We start from the raw sequence: 15,698 nt of genomic DNA, 5'->3' as shown, positions 1-15,698 counted from the left end.
GAGCTGGCCGGCCTCGGCGGGTGGACGGCGGACCGCCAGATGCCGCCCACCCGCCGGATCCCTACTTGAGAAGTTCCTTCATCGTGCGGATCTCGGCGGACTGGCTGGAGACAATCGAGGCCGCCATCCGCCTGGCCGGCTCATAGGCACCATTGGCCTGCTCCTCCTTGGCCATGGCGATGGCGCCCTCGTGGTGCCGGATCATCATTGTCAGGAACGCCTTGTCGAAGGCTGCTCCGGAGAGACGTTCGAGCTTCTTCATGTCCGAGGCGGACATCATGCCCGGCATGCCGTGATCCATCGGCATGGCGCCCTCGCCGGGCGCTTTCAGCCCCCAACCGGTCAGCCAGCCGCTCATGGTCTGGATCTCCGGAGTCTGGGCGGCCTCGATCTTTGCGGCCAGTTCTCTGACCTGGCTGCTACCGGCCCGGTCCTCGGCCGGCTTCGCCATCTCCACCGCCTGGCGGTGGTGCGGGATCATCATCTCCGCGAACATGACGTCCTGCTCATTGTGGTCCGCGGCCGGGCTCGTGGCAGGAGCCTGCGACCCCGCCGCCATCGCGGGCATCGACGCGGATATCGACGTCGCGGACGACATGTCGTGGGCGGCGGTGTCGGCCGGGCCGCACCCGCCGATCAGGAGACCGGCACCGGCCAGCAGGGCCGTAGGAATGACAACGCGCTTCATGAACGAACACTCTCCGTGTCGGATTGGGAACAGTCGGCTCTGGCTCGACAGTCGGAGAGACCGCCGAGTGCGCCTTCTACACCCGGATCACACAGAGTCGCGCGAGGGTCGGCCCTCGGGGACGGGCGGTGGGCCCACGCGGGAGGAACGCCCTGAGGAACGGCCGGGCCGACGGCACGGCGAAGCCCGCGGCCGTCACGACGAGGAGGAGGAGCAGGGCCGATCCGGCCAGAAGGAGGGCGAGACAGACCTGGCCGCCGCCGTGCCCGTCATGGGGAAGACTCCGGCCGTCACCGTGCCCGTCGCCGGACGCCATCGGCATGGCCGCTCCGACGGCGTGACCGGGGTCCACGGTCAGGACGCTCGGAGCCGCGACAGGACCGGGTGAGGGCTGCACGCCGTGCATGGCGAACAGCCCGCACAGCACGGCGGCAAGCAGCAACAGCCCGCTCAAGGGGGCCGCCCCGCGCGCCGCACTGCCCGTAGTCACAGTCAACACACTACCGACGGCCCCCTACGCCCCCTCCGCCGAGCACCGGTCGGGCACGTTGGATGAGCGCCGGCGCCGGGTCAGAAGTCGGCGTCGAAGGTGACCGTGCCGGTCACGCCCACCTGGTACGCCGACACCCGCCGTTCGAAGAAGTTCGAGAGCTCCTGGACGTCCTGCAACTCCATGAACGCGAACGGGTTCTTCGCGCCGTACAGCGGCGGGATGTCGAGCTGGGCCAGCCGGCGGTCGGCGACGTGCTCCAGGTAGGTCCGCATGTCGGCGATGGACATGCCGGGCACGCCGCCGCCGAGCAGGTCCTCCGCGAACCGCACCTCGCACTCCACCGCCTCGGCGAGCATCTCGCGGACCTGGTCGGCCATCTCCTCGTCGAACAGTCCCGGCTCCTCCTGGCGGACCGTCTCCACCACGTCGAAGGCGAAGGCCATGTGCATGGACTCGTCGCGGAACACCCAGTTGGTGCCCGAGGCGAGCCCGTTGAGCAGGCCGCGCGAGCGCAGGAAGTACACGTAGGCGAAGGCGCCGTAGAAGAACAGCCCCTCGATGCACGCGGCGAAGCAGATCAGGTTGAGCAGGAAGGCCCGGCGGTCCTCCCTGGTCCGCAGCTCGCGCAGCTCGAAAATCGAGTCGATCCAGCGGAAGCAGAAGTCGGCCTTGCGGCGGATCGACGGGATGTTCTCGATCGCCGCGAACGCGGCGAACCGCTCCTCCTCGTCGGGTACGTACGTGTCCAGCAGGTTCAAGTAGAACTGGACGTGGACGGCCTCCTCGAACAGCTGCCGGGACAGGTAGAGGCGGGCCTCGGGTGCGTTGATGTGCTGGTAGAGGTTGAGCACCAGGTTGTTGGCCACGATCGTGTCGCCGGTGGCGAAGAAGGCGACCAGGCGGCTGACCAGGTGCCGTTCCGCGGGGGAGAGCCGGCCGAGATCCTTGAGGTCGGAGTGCAGGTCCACCTCCTCCACCGTCCAGGTGTTCTTGATCGCGTCGCGGTAGCGGTCGAAGAAGCGCGGGTAGCGCATCGGCCTCAGGGTGAGGTTCATTCCCGGGTCGAGCAGCATCGGGGTCTCGGGGTCGGTGGTCATGGCTCTCGCCTTTCGCGTGATTCCGGGAAATTCCGGGAGACGTGTGGATTTGCGGGGGACGTGCTCACTGGCACGCTTCGCACGACTCCGGGTTCTCCAGGGAGCAGGCGAGCGCCTCGGCGGTCATCTCCGCGTTCGCGGAGGCCGTTCGCTCCGGCCGCGCCTGCTGCGATGGGAGAGACGACGCGAGGGACACCGTCGCCTGCTGGATCCGGGTGGCCGGACGCGATCGCAGGTAGTAGGTGGTCTTCAGGCCGCTCTTCCAGGCGTACAGGTACATCGAGGAGAGCTTGTCGATCGTCGGGGCGCCCATGAACAGGTTGAGCGACTGGCTCTGGTCGATGTACGGCGCCCGCGCGGCGGCCATGTCGATCAGTGCTCGCTGGGGCAGCTCCCAGGCGGTGCGGAACAGTTCGCGCAGCTCAGCCGGTAGTTCGTCGATCCCCTGGACCGAGCCCTCCGCCCGCTTGACGGCGGTCCTGATCTCTTCGGTCCACAGGCCCCGCGCCTTCAGCTCCGCCACCAGCGCGCTGTTGATCTGGAGGAACTCGCCGCTGAGGGTCTCCCGCTTGAAGAGGTTGGACACCTGCGGCTCGATGCACTCGTAGCACCCGGCGATGGACGCGATGGTCGCGGTGGGCGCGATCGCGATGAGCAGCGAGTTGCGCAGCCCGTGCTCGGCGACCCGCTCACGCAGCGCCGCCCAGCGCGCGTCCTGGGCGCCGGCGACCTCCCACAGGTCGGGCTGCAGGAGTCCGCGGGCGGCCCGGGTCTGCGGGAAGGCCGGATGCGAGCCCGCCTGCGCGGCCAGGTCGGCCGAGGTCTCCAGCGCCGTCAGATAGATCTCCTCGGCGATACGGGTGGACAGTTCCCTCGCCTGGGGGGAGTCGAACGGCATCCGCAGGCTGAAGAAAACGTCCTGCAGGCCCATCATGCCGAGGCCGACCGGACGCCAGCGGGGGTTGCTCGCCGCGGCCTGCGGGCTCGGGTAGTAGTTGATGTCGATCACGCGGTCCAGGAAGGTGACCGCGACGCGTACGGTGGCGCGCAGCCGCTCCCAGTCGATCCCGCTTCCGGCCAGGTGCGCGGCGAGGTTGACCGAGCCGAGGTTGCAGACGGCGGTCTCCGTGTCGCCGGACACCTCGATGATCTCCGTGCAGAGATTGGACAGGTGCACCACGTTGCCGGGCTCGGCCGTCTGGTTGCACAGCCGGTTGGACGCGTCCTTGAAGGCCATCCAGCCGTTGCCCGTCTGGGCCAGCGTGCGCATCATCTTGCCGTACAGGTCCCTGGCCCTGACCTGCCGGACGTACCGGCCGGCGGCCTCGGCCGCGCGGTAGGCGGCGTCGAAGTCCTCTCCCCACAGGTCGGGCAGCTCGGGGACCTCGTCCGGGTCGAACAGCGACCACATCGCGTCGGCTTCGACCCGGCGCATGAACTCGTCCGGGATCCAGTTGGCGAGGTTGAGGTTGTGGGTGCGGCGGGCGTCCTCGCCGGTGTTGTCGCGCAGTTCGAGGAACTCCTCGACATCGGGGTGCCAGGTCTCCAGGTAGACGCAGGCGGCGCCCTTGCGCCTGCCGCCCTGGTTGACGGCGGCCACCGACGCGTCGAGGGTGCGCAGCCACGGCACGATGCCGTTGGAGTGACCGTTGGTGCCCCGGATGAGCGCCCCCCGCGAACGAACGCGCGACCAGGAGATGCCGATCCCCCCGGCGAACTTCGACAGCTGCGCCACCTGCGCGTACCGCTCATAGATCGAGCCCAGCTCGTCGCGGGGAGAGTCGACCAGGTAGCAGGAGGACATCTGGGTGTGGCGCGTCCCGGAGTTGAACAGCGTCGGCGAGCTGGGCAGGTAGGCCAGCGACGACATGAGGCGGTAGAACTCGATCGCCTCCGCCGGCGTCGTCGCAAGGCCGCACGCCACGCGCAGCAGCCAGTACTGCGGAGTCTCCACCACCAGCCGGGTCGAGGGATGGCGCAGCAGGTAACGGTCGTACACCGTGCGCAGACCGAAGTATTCGAACCGCAGGTCGCCTCTCGGGTCGATCGCGTCGTCGAGCTTGCGGGCGTTCGCGATCACGAAGTCGGCCGTGGCGTCGCCGATCAGCCCCTGCTCGTGCCCGAGCCGGATCGCCTGGCTGAACGACGCCACTCCCTGGCCGCGGACCTCCTTGTCGATGTACCCGGCCAGCAGCCTGGCGGCCAGCCGTGAGTACTGCGGCTCCTCGCCGATCATCTCTGCCGCCGTCTGGATCGACAGCCGGTCCAGCTCGGCGGTGGTCGCCCCGTCGTACAGGCCGCTGATCGTCTTGGTCGCCACGCGGAGCGGGTCCACGTCGGCGAGATCGTCCGCCCAGCGCTCCACCGCCCGGACGATCTTGTTGACGTCGACCGGCTCGCTCGCCCCGTTGCGCTTGCGTACGTGCATCTGCGCACGTCGCGGCATGGACCCCTGCCGCTCGGCATCCACCGGCGACACCCCTGTGACCGTCACAGCTCTCTCCTCGTGAACTCGGTCCCCAAGGTCGGAGGCAGCGCGCAGGAGGTTCCGGCGGACACGCGAAAGCGGCGCGCCGGAGCCATCAGCCGTCCCGCGCGGCTTCCGACCGGCCGCGTACGCAATCACCCGGTACGCGGCACGCTGGCAGGTCTTCGGACTCGTGGGCGGTGCGGCCGGCTGCCGCGTTGCCTACTGGTTGTCGCTTCCCGGGTCGCCCGTATGGGCCGGATCCAGTGCGTGTGACAACGGTCGTTCCCACTCACCGCTGCGGGGCAGTCCCGGACTCACACCGGGTTCCCTCTTGCCTCGGCCACCCTGGATGGACGGCCGAACCAGCTGCAGCGAACACCATATATAGGGGGCTAAGAAAAGTCACACCCAACATGTCGCGTCACTGTGGCAACTCCCGTCACCGCTCAAGATCTTTCAGGAGCCGGTGTGGAGCGGGCCTGGCACCGGTTCCGCCGGCTCTCCCGTGCCTCGCAGCGGGGGCATGGCCAGCAGTTCGCGGCCGAGCGCGACGGCCGCGTCGGTGAGCTGGGGCCGCACCCGTGCGAGGGCGCGGACGGTCCCCGTCAGCGCGGAGGCCGCGTCGCCCCACAGCGGGTCGGCTGAGATCCGCACGGCCCCCTGGACGGTGGCGGCGAGCGGTTCGAGCAACTCGGTCACCACGGTGCGGTGCAGGTGCCCGGCGATCCGCGCCGGGTCGCGGATCCGCCATCCGTCCAGGTCGGCGGCGCGCAGCGGCAGCGGTTCGCCGGTCACGGCCCGCCAGTGGACCCGCCGGGGATCCAGGTCGACGAGCACGTCGTGGGCGATCACGGCGCCGATCGACGGCGCCCACAGCCGGGCGGCGATCTCCTGGAACAGGATCGTGGCGGACGCCTCACGCTCGGCCGCGCCCAGGCGGCCTGCGACGGCGTCGATCACTTCAGCCAGGACGCCGGGATCGGCGAACAGGTCGGCGAGCGGCCGCCACCCCTCCCCGAGCTGGTCGATCTCAAGTGCGAAGCGGCCGCCGAGGGTGGAGACGCCGGCGACCGCGTCCGACACGGCCGCCGGAGTGGCGGGCAGCAGCGCCGGCGGCGTCTCCCTCAGCGTGTCCGCCGCCCGGCGGCTCCAGGCGGCCAGTTCGGGCAGCGTGGCGAAAGGGATGACGTCGCCGTCGAAGGCCGCCACGTATCCGTCGCCGGCCTGCCGTACCGCCAGGTCGGCGGGTTCCCCGCCGTCCTCGCCGCCGCGGCGGGACGTACGCCATCCCTCTCTGGCCAGCGCCCGTTCCAGCAGCGGGGTGTGGTTGTCGCCAGCGGTCACCCGCAGGCGCCCCGCGTCGCCCTCCCGGAGCACGAAGACGCCGGAGGCGGGGTCGAAGGAGAGTTCGTCCCCGTCGAAGGCGGCGCCGATCAGTCCCGCGACGGTGAGTTCCTCCGGTGTGCCGGTGTGCAACAGACCGCCGGGAGTCAGCAGCCAGAGCCGGTCGGCGACGCGCAGCGCCAGCTCCAGATCGTGCGTCGACACCACGACGGCGAGACCCCGGTCGCGGGCGAGGCGACGCAGCAGTCCCATCAGCGCCACCCGGGAGGTGACGTCGAGAAACGCGGTCGGCTCGTCCAGCAGGATCGCCGACGGCTCCTGCGCCAGGGCGCGGGCGACCAGCACCCGCTGGCGCTCGCCGTCCGACAGCTCCGTGACCGGGCGATCGGCCAGGTGGGCGGCGTGGACCGCCTCGAGCGCCCAGGCCACGACGTCGTGGTCGGCGGCCGAGAGGCGTCCGGTGAACCCGGTGTGCGGGTGCCGTCCCAGCGCGGCCAGCTCACGCGCGGTCAGCAGGGCGGGCACGTCTCGCTCGGTCAGCACGACGGCGAGCCGCCGGGCCAGCTCGGGCGCCGGTATCGCTTCCACGGCGCCGCCGTCGACGAGGACCCGCCCGCCGAGAGCGGGCTGCAGCCCGGCCATGGTCCGCAGCAGGGTCGACTTGCCGGTGCCGTTAGGGCCGATCAACACCGTGAGCTCACCCGACGCGGCGGTCGCGGCCAGGCCGTCCAGCACCCGTCGTGGCGCGTGCCCACGCCGCCCGGGATATCCGGCGCACACGCCGTCCAGGCGCAGACCTCGGTCGTCCATGCTCACACCGCCGCCCCGGTCCTGACCGCGCGGCTGCGCAGCAGTACGGCGATGGCCACGGGGGCGCCGACGACGGTGGTCACCGCGTTGACCGGGAGCACCACCCCACCGCCCGGCACCTGGGCGGCCACGCAGCACAGCAGTGCCGTCGTGGCGCCGAGCAACGTCACACCGGGCATGAGCAGCCGATGGTCGGCGGTGCCCAGCGACAGCCGGGCCACGTGCGGCACGGCCAAGCCGAGGAAGGCGACCGGCCCGCAGAACGCGGTCACCGCGCCGGCCAGCACCGATGACACCAGCAGGGTGAGCGTCCGGGTCAGCCGCACCCGCACCCCCATGGTGCGGGCGTAGCTCTCCCCGAGAAGCAGCGCGTTGAGCGGCTTCACCCCGGCGAGCGCCGCCGCCAGCCCGGCCAGGCAGACCGGGGCGAACAGCGCCAGATCGGCCCACGTGGTGGCGGCGAAGCTGCCCAGACCCCAAGTGAGGAACTGCTGCGCGCGCTGCGGGTCGGTGTAGGTCAGCAGCAGCGTGACCATCGAGGTGGTGGCCGAGCCCACCATCACTCCGACGATCAGCAGCGTGACCACCGACCGCACCCGCCGCGACAGCGCGAGCACGAGGGCGAGCACGGCCGCCGCCCCGGCGGACGCGGCCACCACGACCCCGGCGCGGCCGAGCCCGCCCACGCCCACGCTGAACGTGCCCGCCGCCCCGCCCCAGCCGATGATGACGGTGGCGACGCCCAGGCTGGCCCCGGAGCTCACGCCGAGGATGTACGGCTCGGCCAGCGGGTTGCGGAACAACGTCTGCATCTGCACCCCGGCCGCGCCGAGGGCGGCCCCGGCCAGCGCGGCGGTGATCGCGCGCGGTAGCCGTACCGTCCAGATGATCTCGCGGACGGCGGGGTCGGCCGAGCCGTCGCGCAGCAGCGCGGGCAGCGCCCGCGACAGCGGTATCGAGGTGGAACCGAGCGTGACGGCCAGCGCGAACGCGACCGGCACGGCCAGCGCCAGGATCGACAGCACCACCGCCCGGCGGCGGGAAGCCGCCGGAGCGGCCGTCAGTGCCGCCACGGTCACTTGGTCATCTTCTGGTAGAACGCGAACTCGTGGCCGGGAGCGAGCTCCGGGTGCAGGATGGCCACCAGATCACCCAGGACCAGGTCGGGCCGGGCGACGCCGCGCTCCCCGAAGTCGTTGCCGCCGCCCGGGCTCAGGGCCTTGTTGGCCGACCACACCTCGCCCTTCTTGTACGCGGAGAACTCGGCGTAGCGGGAGTCGGCCTTCACCACATCCGCCAGGGTCTTCCAGTCGTAGGCCGTGGCCAGCCAGACCTGCGCGTTCCTGGCCTTGGCCAGCACGGCCTCGAGGTCGAGCGTCATGGTGCCCGAACCGGAGGTGTCCGCCCACGGGTAGGTCCCGCCCGCGTCCTTGAGCATCCCGGCCACGTAGCTGCCGCCCTTGGGCACGAACCACTGGCCCTGGTACATCTCGCCGGGCAGCACGGTGACCGGCGTGGCCGTCTTCACTTTGGCCGCCAGCGCCGCGTAGTCGGACTCGATCGTGCCGAACACCTCGTTCGCCCTGGCCTCGGTGCCGGTGAGCGCGGCCATCAGCCTGATCCACTCGGCCCGCCCCAGCGCGGTCGGCTCCAGCCACTCGGCGTTGGCGACGACCTTGATCCCCGCCTGCCGGAGCGGCCCGTACGCCGCGTTCTCATTGCCCTCGGTCATCAGCACGTCGGGCCTGGCGCCGATCACCTTCTCGGTGTCGATCTCCTGCCCGGAGGCGTATTCGGTGACCGCGCCCGACTTCACCCGTTCCAGCACCTCGGGGGAGCTGACGTACTGGGCCGTGGCGACGCCCTTGAGCCGGTCGAGCACACCCAGCTCGCTCATCAACGGCAGATGCGTGGTCGAGGCGGAGTAGAGCGACTGGATGGGCGTCTCGATCGTCACCGCGCCCGCGAGTTCGCCGGTCGGCTTGGGGGCGGGGGTGCCGCAGCGCACCAGCACGTACGTCTCCGGCCTGGCCCCCGGAGCAGGCTGCTTGACCGTGACGACCTGGTAGTTCTTCGCGTACGTCAGGGTGAAGTTGGTGGCGTGCCTCAGGGTCTGCTTGACCGGGAAGTAGTCCGTGTTCGCGTCGTAGTTGGTGACGCAGCGGCCCTCGGCCGCCGGAGCTCCCGTCGCGAACGACGCGGACGGTCCGCCGCCGCCGCAGGCGGCGGTGGTGAGCAGAATCGCGGGTAGGACGGCGAACAGCGCGCCGCCGAGCGGGCGGGGGATACCCATCGGTGGTCTCCTGTGAACGGGCCGCGACCGCCGTTCCGCGACAGCGCGACGCGGCGAGCGAGAGCCGGATCACCACGAGATCCGTCTCAATTCCATCGAGGAGGCGACCGCGTGAGTCTCCTGGCTCTCGGGTCGACGCTCACCCCCGCCTTCCCACCCGCGTACGGGCAGTGGCGTCGTCGGGGTTCGCTCACCGATCACAGTGGCGGGACCACGCCGGATTCACACCGGCTTCCTCGCCGCCGTCGCCTTCACGAACATGGTCGCATACCGCCCCCGCCATCCTCCGGCGGGTCAGGACATGACGGCCTTCGCGGAGTTCCACAGCACACCGCGGTTCAGCCGGTCCGGGTAGAGCGCGACCATGGCCTCGTAGAGGTCCGAGTGGCTGCCCGCCTGCTCGGCCGCCGCGGCGAAGTCGTGGATGTAGCGGCGGGTCCTGTCGATGTCCCCCGGGCTGTCGGGATCGCCGTCGCGCTTGTGACCGGCGACGACGGCGCCGGGCCTGAGCGCTTCGACGACGTCGAGGGCGTCGAGCCATGCCTGCCGGCCGTTTCCCCCCGACTCGGCGAGATACAGGTGGACGTCCCCGTACACGGCGTCACCGGCGACGACCAGTCCGATGGAGGGGACGTGCAGCGCGCTTGAACCGTCGGTGTCGGCGTGGCCCAGCTCGATCGCCCGCAGACGCTCTCCCTCGAGTTCGAGCACGCCGTCGGACAGCGGCCGCACGGCCGGCCGTACGCCCGAGATCTGGCCGGGAAAGCGCGGATTCCAGAATCCGCCGAACCAGCGCGAATTCCACTGGGCGTCCATGTGGGCCACGACGCCGGGCGTGGCCACGAGTTCGGCGTCCGGGAAGCGTTCGAGCACCGCCGGGGCGCCGAAGAAATGGTCGCCGTGCGCATGGGTGACGAAGACGGCGGTCACGTTCTTGCCGGTGCCGGCCACCCAGGTCGCCAGCGCGCGCGACTCCTCGACGGTCATGAGGGGGTCCACGAGGATCGCGTCCCGCTCGCCGTAGATGAGGGTCGACGCGGTGGGCGACCACATCCGGCGGGCCTCGCCCGGGGGAAGGTCGTCGGACACCACCGGCTTCGACGGCGCGACGTACACGGAATAATTCAGGTCTGCCATAGCCGTTCCCCGATCGATCGAAGGCCGAGTGCGCCTACGCCCCGCGCCGGCGAAGCCGGGCATCCAGCAGGGCCGGCGGAGTGGCGCCGTAGTTGTCGCCGGGGTTCAGGTCGGTGCCCGGCGGCACGATCGCGTCGATGCGGTCGAGGACGTCGTCGGTCAGATCGACGTCCGCGCCGGACAGGAGCCCGTCGAGCTGCTCGGCGGTGCGGGGACCGATCAGCACGGCCGTGACCGCCGGGTGGCTCCGGGCGAACGCGATGGCGAGCTGCGGGAGCGTGATCCCCATCTCGCCCACGAGCTCGGTCAGGCGGGCGACCGCCGCGGCCTTCGTCCCGCCGGTCGGCGTGGTCGGGTCGTACATGGACGGCTGGACGGAGGCGCGGTGGCCGGACGAAACGTCGGCACGGCCGGAGAGCCAGCCGCCGTTGAGCGGGCTGAACGTGAGCACGCCCATGCCGTGCCGCTGCGCGGTCGGGAACACCGCGGCCTCCGCCTGGCGCGTGAAGATGGAGTACATCCGCTGCTCGGTCTGGAACCGGTAGGTCGTGTGACGCTCGGCCGTCCACTGCGCCTCGGTGATGAGTTCCGCGGCGAACATGGACGAGCCGAATGCCCGGATCTTCCCGGCCCGCACCAGATCGGTGAGGGCGGCCAGGGTCTCGGCCACGTCGGTCTCGTGGTCGGGCCGGTGCATCTGATAGAGGTCGATGTAGTCGGTGTCCAACCGGCGCAGGCTGTCCTCGACGGCGCGGGTGATCCACCGGCGTGATCCGCCGCGGCAGTTGGGGTCGTCGCTCATCGGCAGTCCGAACTTGCTGGCGAGGACGATGTCGTCACGGCGACCCTTGATCGCCTTGCCGACGATCTCCTCGCCCTCTCCGCGGGAGTAGACGTCCGCGGTGTCGATGAGATTGATGCCGGCGTCGAGCGCACGGTGGATGACCCGGACCGAGTCCTCGTGGTCCGTGTTGCCCATGCTGCCGAACATCATCGCGCCGAGCGCGAGCTCGCTCACGGATATGCCGGTGGTGCCCAGGATTCTGCGTCGCATTGGTGGATGCCTTCCCTTTCTGTGCTGTCCTCTTCATCCCAGCACCCACGCCGGCGGCGCACCGAGCGCGATCCTCTCGCCGTCTTGCCTGATCCTGTCGATGTTCCGGCCGCCGGGCAGACGTGACGTTGTGGTTGGCTGGAGCACATGGACCTCCTCGACAGGTTGCGGAGGCTGATCGTCCGGCACGCGGGCGGTGGTCCTCACGCCGTCAAAACGATCATGGAGGGGGTGACCGTCGGGCGGGTGGATCAGCCGACGCCACCTGAGGCGGCGATGCTGAAGCCCTCGGTCGCGATCGTGGCGCTGGGTATGAAGCGCCTCATCCTGAACGGTGTCCCCTACGACTACCGCGCCGGGCAGTACCTGGTCGCCTCGCTCGACCTCCCCGCGGTCGGACAGGCGCTGCGGGCGAGCCCCGAGGAGCCGTTCGTCGTCGTCAGCATCCGGCTGCGGCCCGCCGACATCGCGCCGCTGCTGCTGGAGGCGACGGCGTTGAAGCCACCGGCGTTCACCGGGCTGGCGATCAGTGACGCGACACCCGAGTTGCTCGATCCCGTCGTCCGGCTGCTGGAGACCGTCGACCGTCCGGATGACATGCGCGTACTCGCACCCGGCTACCGGCGGGAGGTCCTGTGGCGGCTCATCACCGGCGAGCAGGGCGCGCTCGTGCGGCAGATCGGCCTGACCGGCGGCAACCTCACGCACGTCTCACGGGCGATCCAGTGGATCCGCGACCACTACCGCGAGCCGATCCGCGTGGGGCAACTGGCCGCGCTGGCCGGCATGAGCGAGTCGTCCTTCCACCGCTACTTCCGGTCGGCGACCTCGATGACGCCGATCCAGTTCCAGAAGCAGATCCGCCTGCAGGCCGCTCGTACCCTTCTCATGACCCAGTCCGAGAGCGTGGCCGAGATCGGCTACTTCGTCGGCTACGAGAGCCCGTCGCAGTTCAGCCGCGAGTATCGCAAGACGTTCGGCACCTCCCCCGGCCGCGAGACCGGACGGCCGTCGGCCCGGCCTCAGGCCGTCCCGTGACGCCTCGCGGCTGGAGCGGACGCGCTTCGGCTACGACGACAGGACCGCGTCGAGCAGCGCCGGAAAGCGTTTGTCGACCTCTTCCTTGCGCAACGTGACGGTCCGCTGACGACCGGCGGGCTCGTTGCGGATGAGGCCGGCTTCGCGCAACGTCTTCAGGTGATACGAGAAGGTCGACTTGGGCATACCGGGCTCCGTCGCCTGGCACTGCGCCACAGTCAGCGACCCTTGCGTCGCGAGCTGCCGCACGAGGTCGAGCCGGATCGGGTCGCTGAGTGCGAACAGGACAGCGGGAAGCTCGACGTCTTCCAGCTCCGGGTGGGGGAGCCTGCGCGTTGTGGCGTCGCTCACAGTTCGACCTTTTTGGAACTATCGACAGTACGGTCTGGTTGCAACGGTTCGATACAACTCGAACGGTAGGCCGGTTGGAGCGACCATGACAAGTCTGCGGCAGGAATCACCGCCCGCTCTCGACACCCCCATTCCTCGACGCCGCGGCCTCGTGGTGCTGCCGCGCGCCGCGGCCTTCTGGCTGGTGGCGGGCACCACCGCCATCCTGCTGGCCGCGTCGAGCGCGCCGAGCCCCCTCTACCCGGTGTACCAGGCCGAGTTCGGCTTCAACGCCCTCACGCTCACGGCGATCTTCTCGGTGTACGTGCTCGCACTGCTGGTCAGCCTGCTCACCGTGGGACGGCTCTCCGACTTCCTCGGCCGCCGCCCGGTCCTCGCCGCGGCGCTCGTCACCGAAGCCGCCGCGATGGCCGTCTTCCTCGACGCGCACGGCGTCGCCGCCCTGTTCGCCGCCCGCGTCGTCCAGGGCCTGGCGACCGGCGCCGCCGTCGGCGTGCTCGGAGCGTACCTGCTCGACCTGCAACCGTCCGACGGCTCGCGGCTGGGATCGCTCGTCAACGGCGTGGCCGCCACCGGCGGCCTGGGCCTCGGTACGATCGCGAGCGGCGTCATGATCCAATATGCGCCGCAACCGACCCGGCTGATCTTCGCGGTCCTCACCGCGGCGTTCGTCGCTCTCGCCGTCGCGACGGCGGTGCTCCCCGAAACCGTCGCACGGACCCCCGGCGCCGCCGCCGCGCTGCGCCCGCAGGTGCAGGTTCCCCCGGCGGCCAAGCGCGCGTTCCTGCGCGCGGCCCCGGTCCTGATCTCCACCTGGATGCTCGGCGGGCTGATCTTCTCCCTTGGGGGCTCCCTGCTCACCGCGGTGTTCGGCGAGCTCAACCACGCGGCGGTCGGCCTCATGCTCGGCGCGCTCGCCGTAGCCTCCGCGGCGGCGTCCGTCCTGCTCAGACGGCACGCACCGGAGCGGATGCAGCGAGAGGGCACGCTGCTGCTCCTCGTCGGAACGATCCTGCTTGTCGTCGCCGTGGCGTCGTCTTCGCTGTGGGTCTTCGTCGCGGCGGCGGTCATCGCGGGTGTCGGATGGGGTCCGGCCTACCTGGGTGCCTTCCGTACGCTCAGCCAGCTCGCGGAGCCGCATGAGCGAGCCGCGCTGATCTCGGCGATCTACGTGCTCAGCTACCTGGCCTTCAGTATCCCCGCCTTGATCGCCGGGGTGGCCATCACGACGCAGGGCCTGCGGGGAACCTCACTGGTCTACGGTGCCGTGGTCGCCCTCGTGGCCGCCGGCACCCTCGTCTACGAGGCGCGGGGCCGGCACCGGCTGGCCGCTTTGTGACTGCCGCCGGACCGGTCCGCTGCTCGCCGGGGCAACGCATGGGCTGGTCCGGCGCAGGACGGTGAGGGCGATGAGCACGGCGACGAGCAGAAGCGCGGCGCTCACCGCCAGCCCGAGCGCGTACCCGTCGTTGAGCGCCTCGGGCGTCGTGGCCGGTCCGGTGCGGTTGTTCGCGACGGTGCCGAGCGCCGCGAGTCCGAGTGAAGCGCCGATCTGCCGCGAGCTGTTGAGCAGGCCGGAGGCGGTGCCGGTCTCGTGGGGCGCGACGCCTGCGGTGGCGGTGGAGACCACCGGTCCCAGGCAGAGTCCGAAGCCGACGCTGGCGACGATCGAGGGCCCCAGGATGTCGGTGGCGAAGGCGCCGTCGGGACTGACCAGGCCGAACCACGCGAAGCCTGTCGCGGTGAGCAGCCCTCCGGCGACGAGAAGAGTCCGCGGCGCGAGACGGTAGCCAAGCTTGACGGCGAGCACGGAGCCTCCGACCACGCCGAGCGCGAACGGCACGAACATGACCCCGGTCAGCGCCGGTCCCGTTCCGAGGACCCGTTGCAGGTAGAGGGACACGAAGTAGAAGGCCGAGGCCATGGCCGCGCCGACCAGGAGGTTGTAGGCGTTCGCGCCGGCCACCGAGCGGTTGGCGAACAGGCCCAGCCTGATCAGTGGTGCACGGCCGGTGGTCTGCTCGACGTAGACGAACGCGGCCAGCAGCGCGGCGGCGACCGCCAGGGTCGTCACGGTGACGGGCGAGGTCCACGCGTAGCGGTCGGTGCGGACGACGCCGAACACCAGCAGCGTCATGCCCGCCGTGGCCAGGAGGGCGCCGAGCACGTCCGGCCGCCCGCCGGGGGCGGCCGGCGGGTCCGCGGCGACGCCGCGCCAGGTCAGGGCCAGGGCACAGACGGCCATCGGCACGTTGACGAACATCACCCAGCGCCATCCGGCGTACTCGGTGAGCAGGCCACCGGTCAGGACGCCGAGGGCGCCCCCGGCGGCGTTCATCGCGCTCCACACGCCAAAGGCGCGCACGCGGGCCCTGCCCGTGGGGAACATCGTGGTCAGCAGCGCCAGGGCGGCCGGAGCCACCGCGGCGGCCCCGATGCCCTGTACGGCGCGGGCGGCGACCAGATGGCCGGGCACCTGGGCGAAGCCGCCGGCGAGAGAGGCGAGCCCGAACACGCCGAGCCCGAGAAGCAGAACCCGCCTGCGGCCGTACCGGTCGGCGGCCTTGCCGCCCAGCAGGAGCAGCCCACCGAAGGTGAGCGCGTAGGCATGGATCACCCAGGTCAGGCCCATCGCGCTGAAGCCGAGGCCGACGGCGATCCGCGGAAGTCCGACGTTCACCACCGACAGGTCCAGCGACACCATGAACTGCACGACGGCCACCGCGGCGAGGGTGCGCCCCGGGCGGGCGTCCGAGTTATGTGTCATCGCGGGCTCCGTCCCCCTCCATCGATTTTCGGAACATGTTCCGAAAGTAGCATCGCAGCCGCCACCGGGAAATACGTAAGGGCGGATCGGGCGCCGCTTTCACGGCAGAGGACGGAGAACGGGCATGATGAGGCAATGCCCCGATCTCCCGCACCG

13 protein-coding genes and 2 riboswitches are annotated in these 15,698 nt (G+C 70.8%); of the genes, 2 read left to right on the top strand and 11 right to left on the bottom strand.

The features are described 5' to 3' along the window. Nucleotides 1-61: 61 nt before the first annotated feature. The 9 genes from JOL79_RS20215 to JOL79_RS20175 all read right to left on the bottom strand — a co-directional run bounded on the left by JOL79_RS20215 (nucleotide 62) and on the right by JOL79_RS20175 (nucleotide 11,386). Entirely contained in the window at nucleotides 62-559 is a 498-nt protein-coding gene (locus tag JOL79_RS20215; RefSeq protein WP_504739996.1) for a DUF305 domain-containing protein, read from the bottom strand. A 205-nt stretch (nucleotides 560-764) separates the two neighbouring features. After that, a complete protein-coding gene (locus JOL79_RS20210) occupies nucleotides 765-1,178 on the bottom strand; it encodes a DUF6153 family protein (RefSeq protein ID WP_210157425.1) in 414 nt (137 codons plus the stop codon). Nucleotides 1,179-1,258: 80 nt separating this feature from the next. Beyond that, complete coding sequence (locus tag JOL79_RS20205) at nucleotides 1,259-2,278, bottom strand: ribonucleotide-diphosphate reductase subunit beta (protein ID WP_230985132.1); 1,020 nt, start codon at nucleotides 2,276-2,278, stop codon at nucleotides 1,259-1,261. Between the two features lie 64 nt (nucleotides 2,279-2,342). Continuing rightward, nucleotides 2,343-4,772, bottom strand: coding sequence for a ribonucleoside-diphosphate reductase subunit alpha (locus JOL79_RS20200; RefSeq protein ID WP_307848634.1), 2,430 nt, complete (start codon nucleotides 4,770-4,772; stop codon nucleotides 2,343-2,345). A 131-nt stretch (nucleotides 4,773-4,903) separates the two neighbouring features. After that, nucleotides 4,904-5,130, bottom strand: a riboswitch (cobalamin riboswitch). Nucleotides 5,131-5,204: 74 nt separating this feature from the next. Further along, nucleotides 5,205-6,902, bottom strand: a complete 1,698-nt coding sequence (locus JOL79_RS20195; protein ID WP_210157424.1) for an ABC transporter ATP-binding protein — start codon at nucleotides 6,900-6,902, stop codon at nucleotides 5,205-5,207. Between the two features lie 2 nt (nucleotides 6,903-6,904). After that, entirely contained in the window at nucleotides 6,905-7,981 is a 1,077-nt protein-coding gene (locus JOL79_RS20190) for an iron chelate uptake ABC transporter family permease subunit (RefSeq protein WP_307848633.1), read from the bottom strand. Then, nucleotides 7,978-9,195: an ABC transporter substrate-binding protein gene (locus tag JOL79_RS20185; protein WP_210157423.1), complete on the bottom strand. Its 1,218-nt coding sequence runs from the start codon at nucleotides 9,193-9,195 to the stop codon at nucleotides 7,978-7,980. The genes JOL79_RS20190 and JOL79_RS20185 overlap by 4 nt, the downstream gene beginning before the upstream one ends. Before the next feature lie 113 nt (nucleotides 9,196-9,308). Continuing rightward, nucleotides 9,309-9,433: riboswitch (cobalamin riboswitch) on the bottom strand. Between the two features lie 56 nt (nucleotides 9,434-9,489). Further along, a complete protein-coding gene (locus JOL79_RS20180) occupies nucleotides 9,490-10,332 on the bottom strand; it encodes an MBL fold metallo-hydrolase (RefSeq protein WP_210157422.1) in 843 nt (280 codons plus the stop codon). 34 nt (nucleotides 10,333-10,366) lie between these two features. Then, nucleotides 10,367-11,386 (bottom strand): aldo/keto reductase, encoded by a 1,020-nt coding sequence (locus tag JOL79_RS20175; RefSeq protein WP_210157421.1) that lies wholly within the window; start codon nucleotides 11,384-11,386, stop codon nucleotides 10,367-10,369. A gap of 147 nt (nucleotides 11,387-11,533) precedes the next feature. On the opposite strand from JOL79_RS20175, the gene JOL79_RS20170 reads away from it, so the two are divergent. Beyond that, entirely contained in the window at nucleotides 11,534-12,424 is an 891-nt protein-coding gene (locus tag JOL79_RS20170; protein ID WP_210157420.1) for an AraC family transcriptional regulator, read from the top strand. A 30-nt stretch (nucleotides 12,425-12,454) separates the two neighbouring features. On the opposite strand, the gene JOL79_RS20165 is transcribed toward JOL79_RS20170, so the two are convergent. Next, complete coding sequence (locus JOL79_RS20165) at nucleotides 12,455-12,775, bottom strand: ArsR/SmtB family transcription factor (protein ID WP_210157419.1); 321 nt, start codon at nucleotides 12,773-12,775, stop codon at nucleotides 12,455-12,457. 85 nt (nucleotides 12,776-12,860) lie between these two features. Between JOL79_RS20165 and JOL79_RS20160 the strand changes: the two genes are divergently transcribed. Further along, nucleotides 12,861-14,114: an MFS transporter gene (locus JOL79_RS20160; RefSeq protein ID WP_210157418.1), complete on the top strand. Its 1,254-nt coding sequence runs from the start codon at nucleotides 12,861-12,863 to the stop codon at nucleotides 14,112-14,114. Here JOL79_RS20160 and JOL79_RS20155 read toward each other — a convergent pair. Then, nucleotides 14,025-15,542 (bottom strand): MFS transporter, encoded by a 1,518-nt coding sequence (locus JOL79_RS20155; RefSeq protein WP_210157417.1) that lies wholly within the window; start codon nucleotides 15,540-15,542, stop codon nucleotides 14,025-14,027. The two genes, JOL79_RS20160 and JOL79_RS20155, sit on opposite strands and share 90 nt — an antisense overlap. Nucleotides 15,543-15,698 lie beyond the last annotated feature (156 nt).

The sequence above is a fragment of the Microbispora oryzae genome (assembly GCF_017896165.1).
Lineage (GTDB): Bacteria > Actinomycetota > Actinomycetes > Streptosporangiales > Streptosporangiaceae > Microbispora > Microbispora oryzae.
Note: the sequence above shows the minus strand (reverse complement) of the source record. Positions and strands in the feature narration are given on the sequence as shown.

Excerpts from the sequence above, each read along its gene's own strand:
- JOL79_RS20180 (WP_210157422.1), bottom strand. The coding sequence starts at position 10,332 with ATGGCAGACCTGAATTATTCCGTGTACGTCGCGCCGTCGAAGCCGGTG.
- JOL79_RS20170 (WP_210157420.1), top strand. The coding sequence starts at position 11,534 with ATGGACCTCCTCGACAGGTTGCGGAGGCTGATCGTCCGGCACGCGGGC.
- JOL79_RS20185 (WP_210157423.1), bottom strand. The coding sequence starts at position 9,195 with ATGGGTATCCCCCGCCCGCTCGGCGGCGCGCTGTTCGCCGTCCTACCC.
- JOL79_RS20160 (WP_210157418.1), top strand. The coding sequence starts at position 12,861 with ATGACAAGTCTGCGGCAGGAATCACCGCCCGCTCTCGACACCCCCATT.
- JOL79_RS20175 (WP_210157421.1), bottom strand. The coding sequence starts at position 11,386 with ATGCGACGCAGAATCCTGGGCACCACCGGCATATCCGTGAGCGAGCTC.
- JOL79_RS20155 (WP_210157417.1), bottom strand. The coding sequence starts at position 15,542 with ATGACACATAACTCGGACGCCCGCCCGGGGCGCACCCTCGCCGCGGTG.
- JOL79_RS20215 (WP_504739996.1), bottom strand. The coding sequence starts at position 559 with ATGGCGGCGGGGTCGCAGGCTCCTGCCACGAGCCCGGCCGCGGACCAC.
- JOL79_RS20195 (WP_210157424.1), bottom strand. The coding sequence starts at position 6,902 with ATGGACGACCGAGGTCTGCGCCTGGACGGCGTGTGCGCCGGATATCCC.
- JOL79_RS20205 (WP_230985132.1), bottom strand. The coding sequence starts at position 2,278 with ATGACCACCGACCCCGAGACCCCGATGCTGCTCGACCCGGGAATGAAC.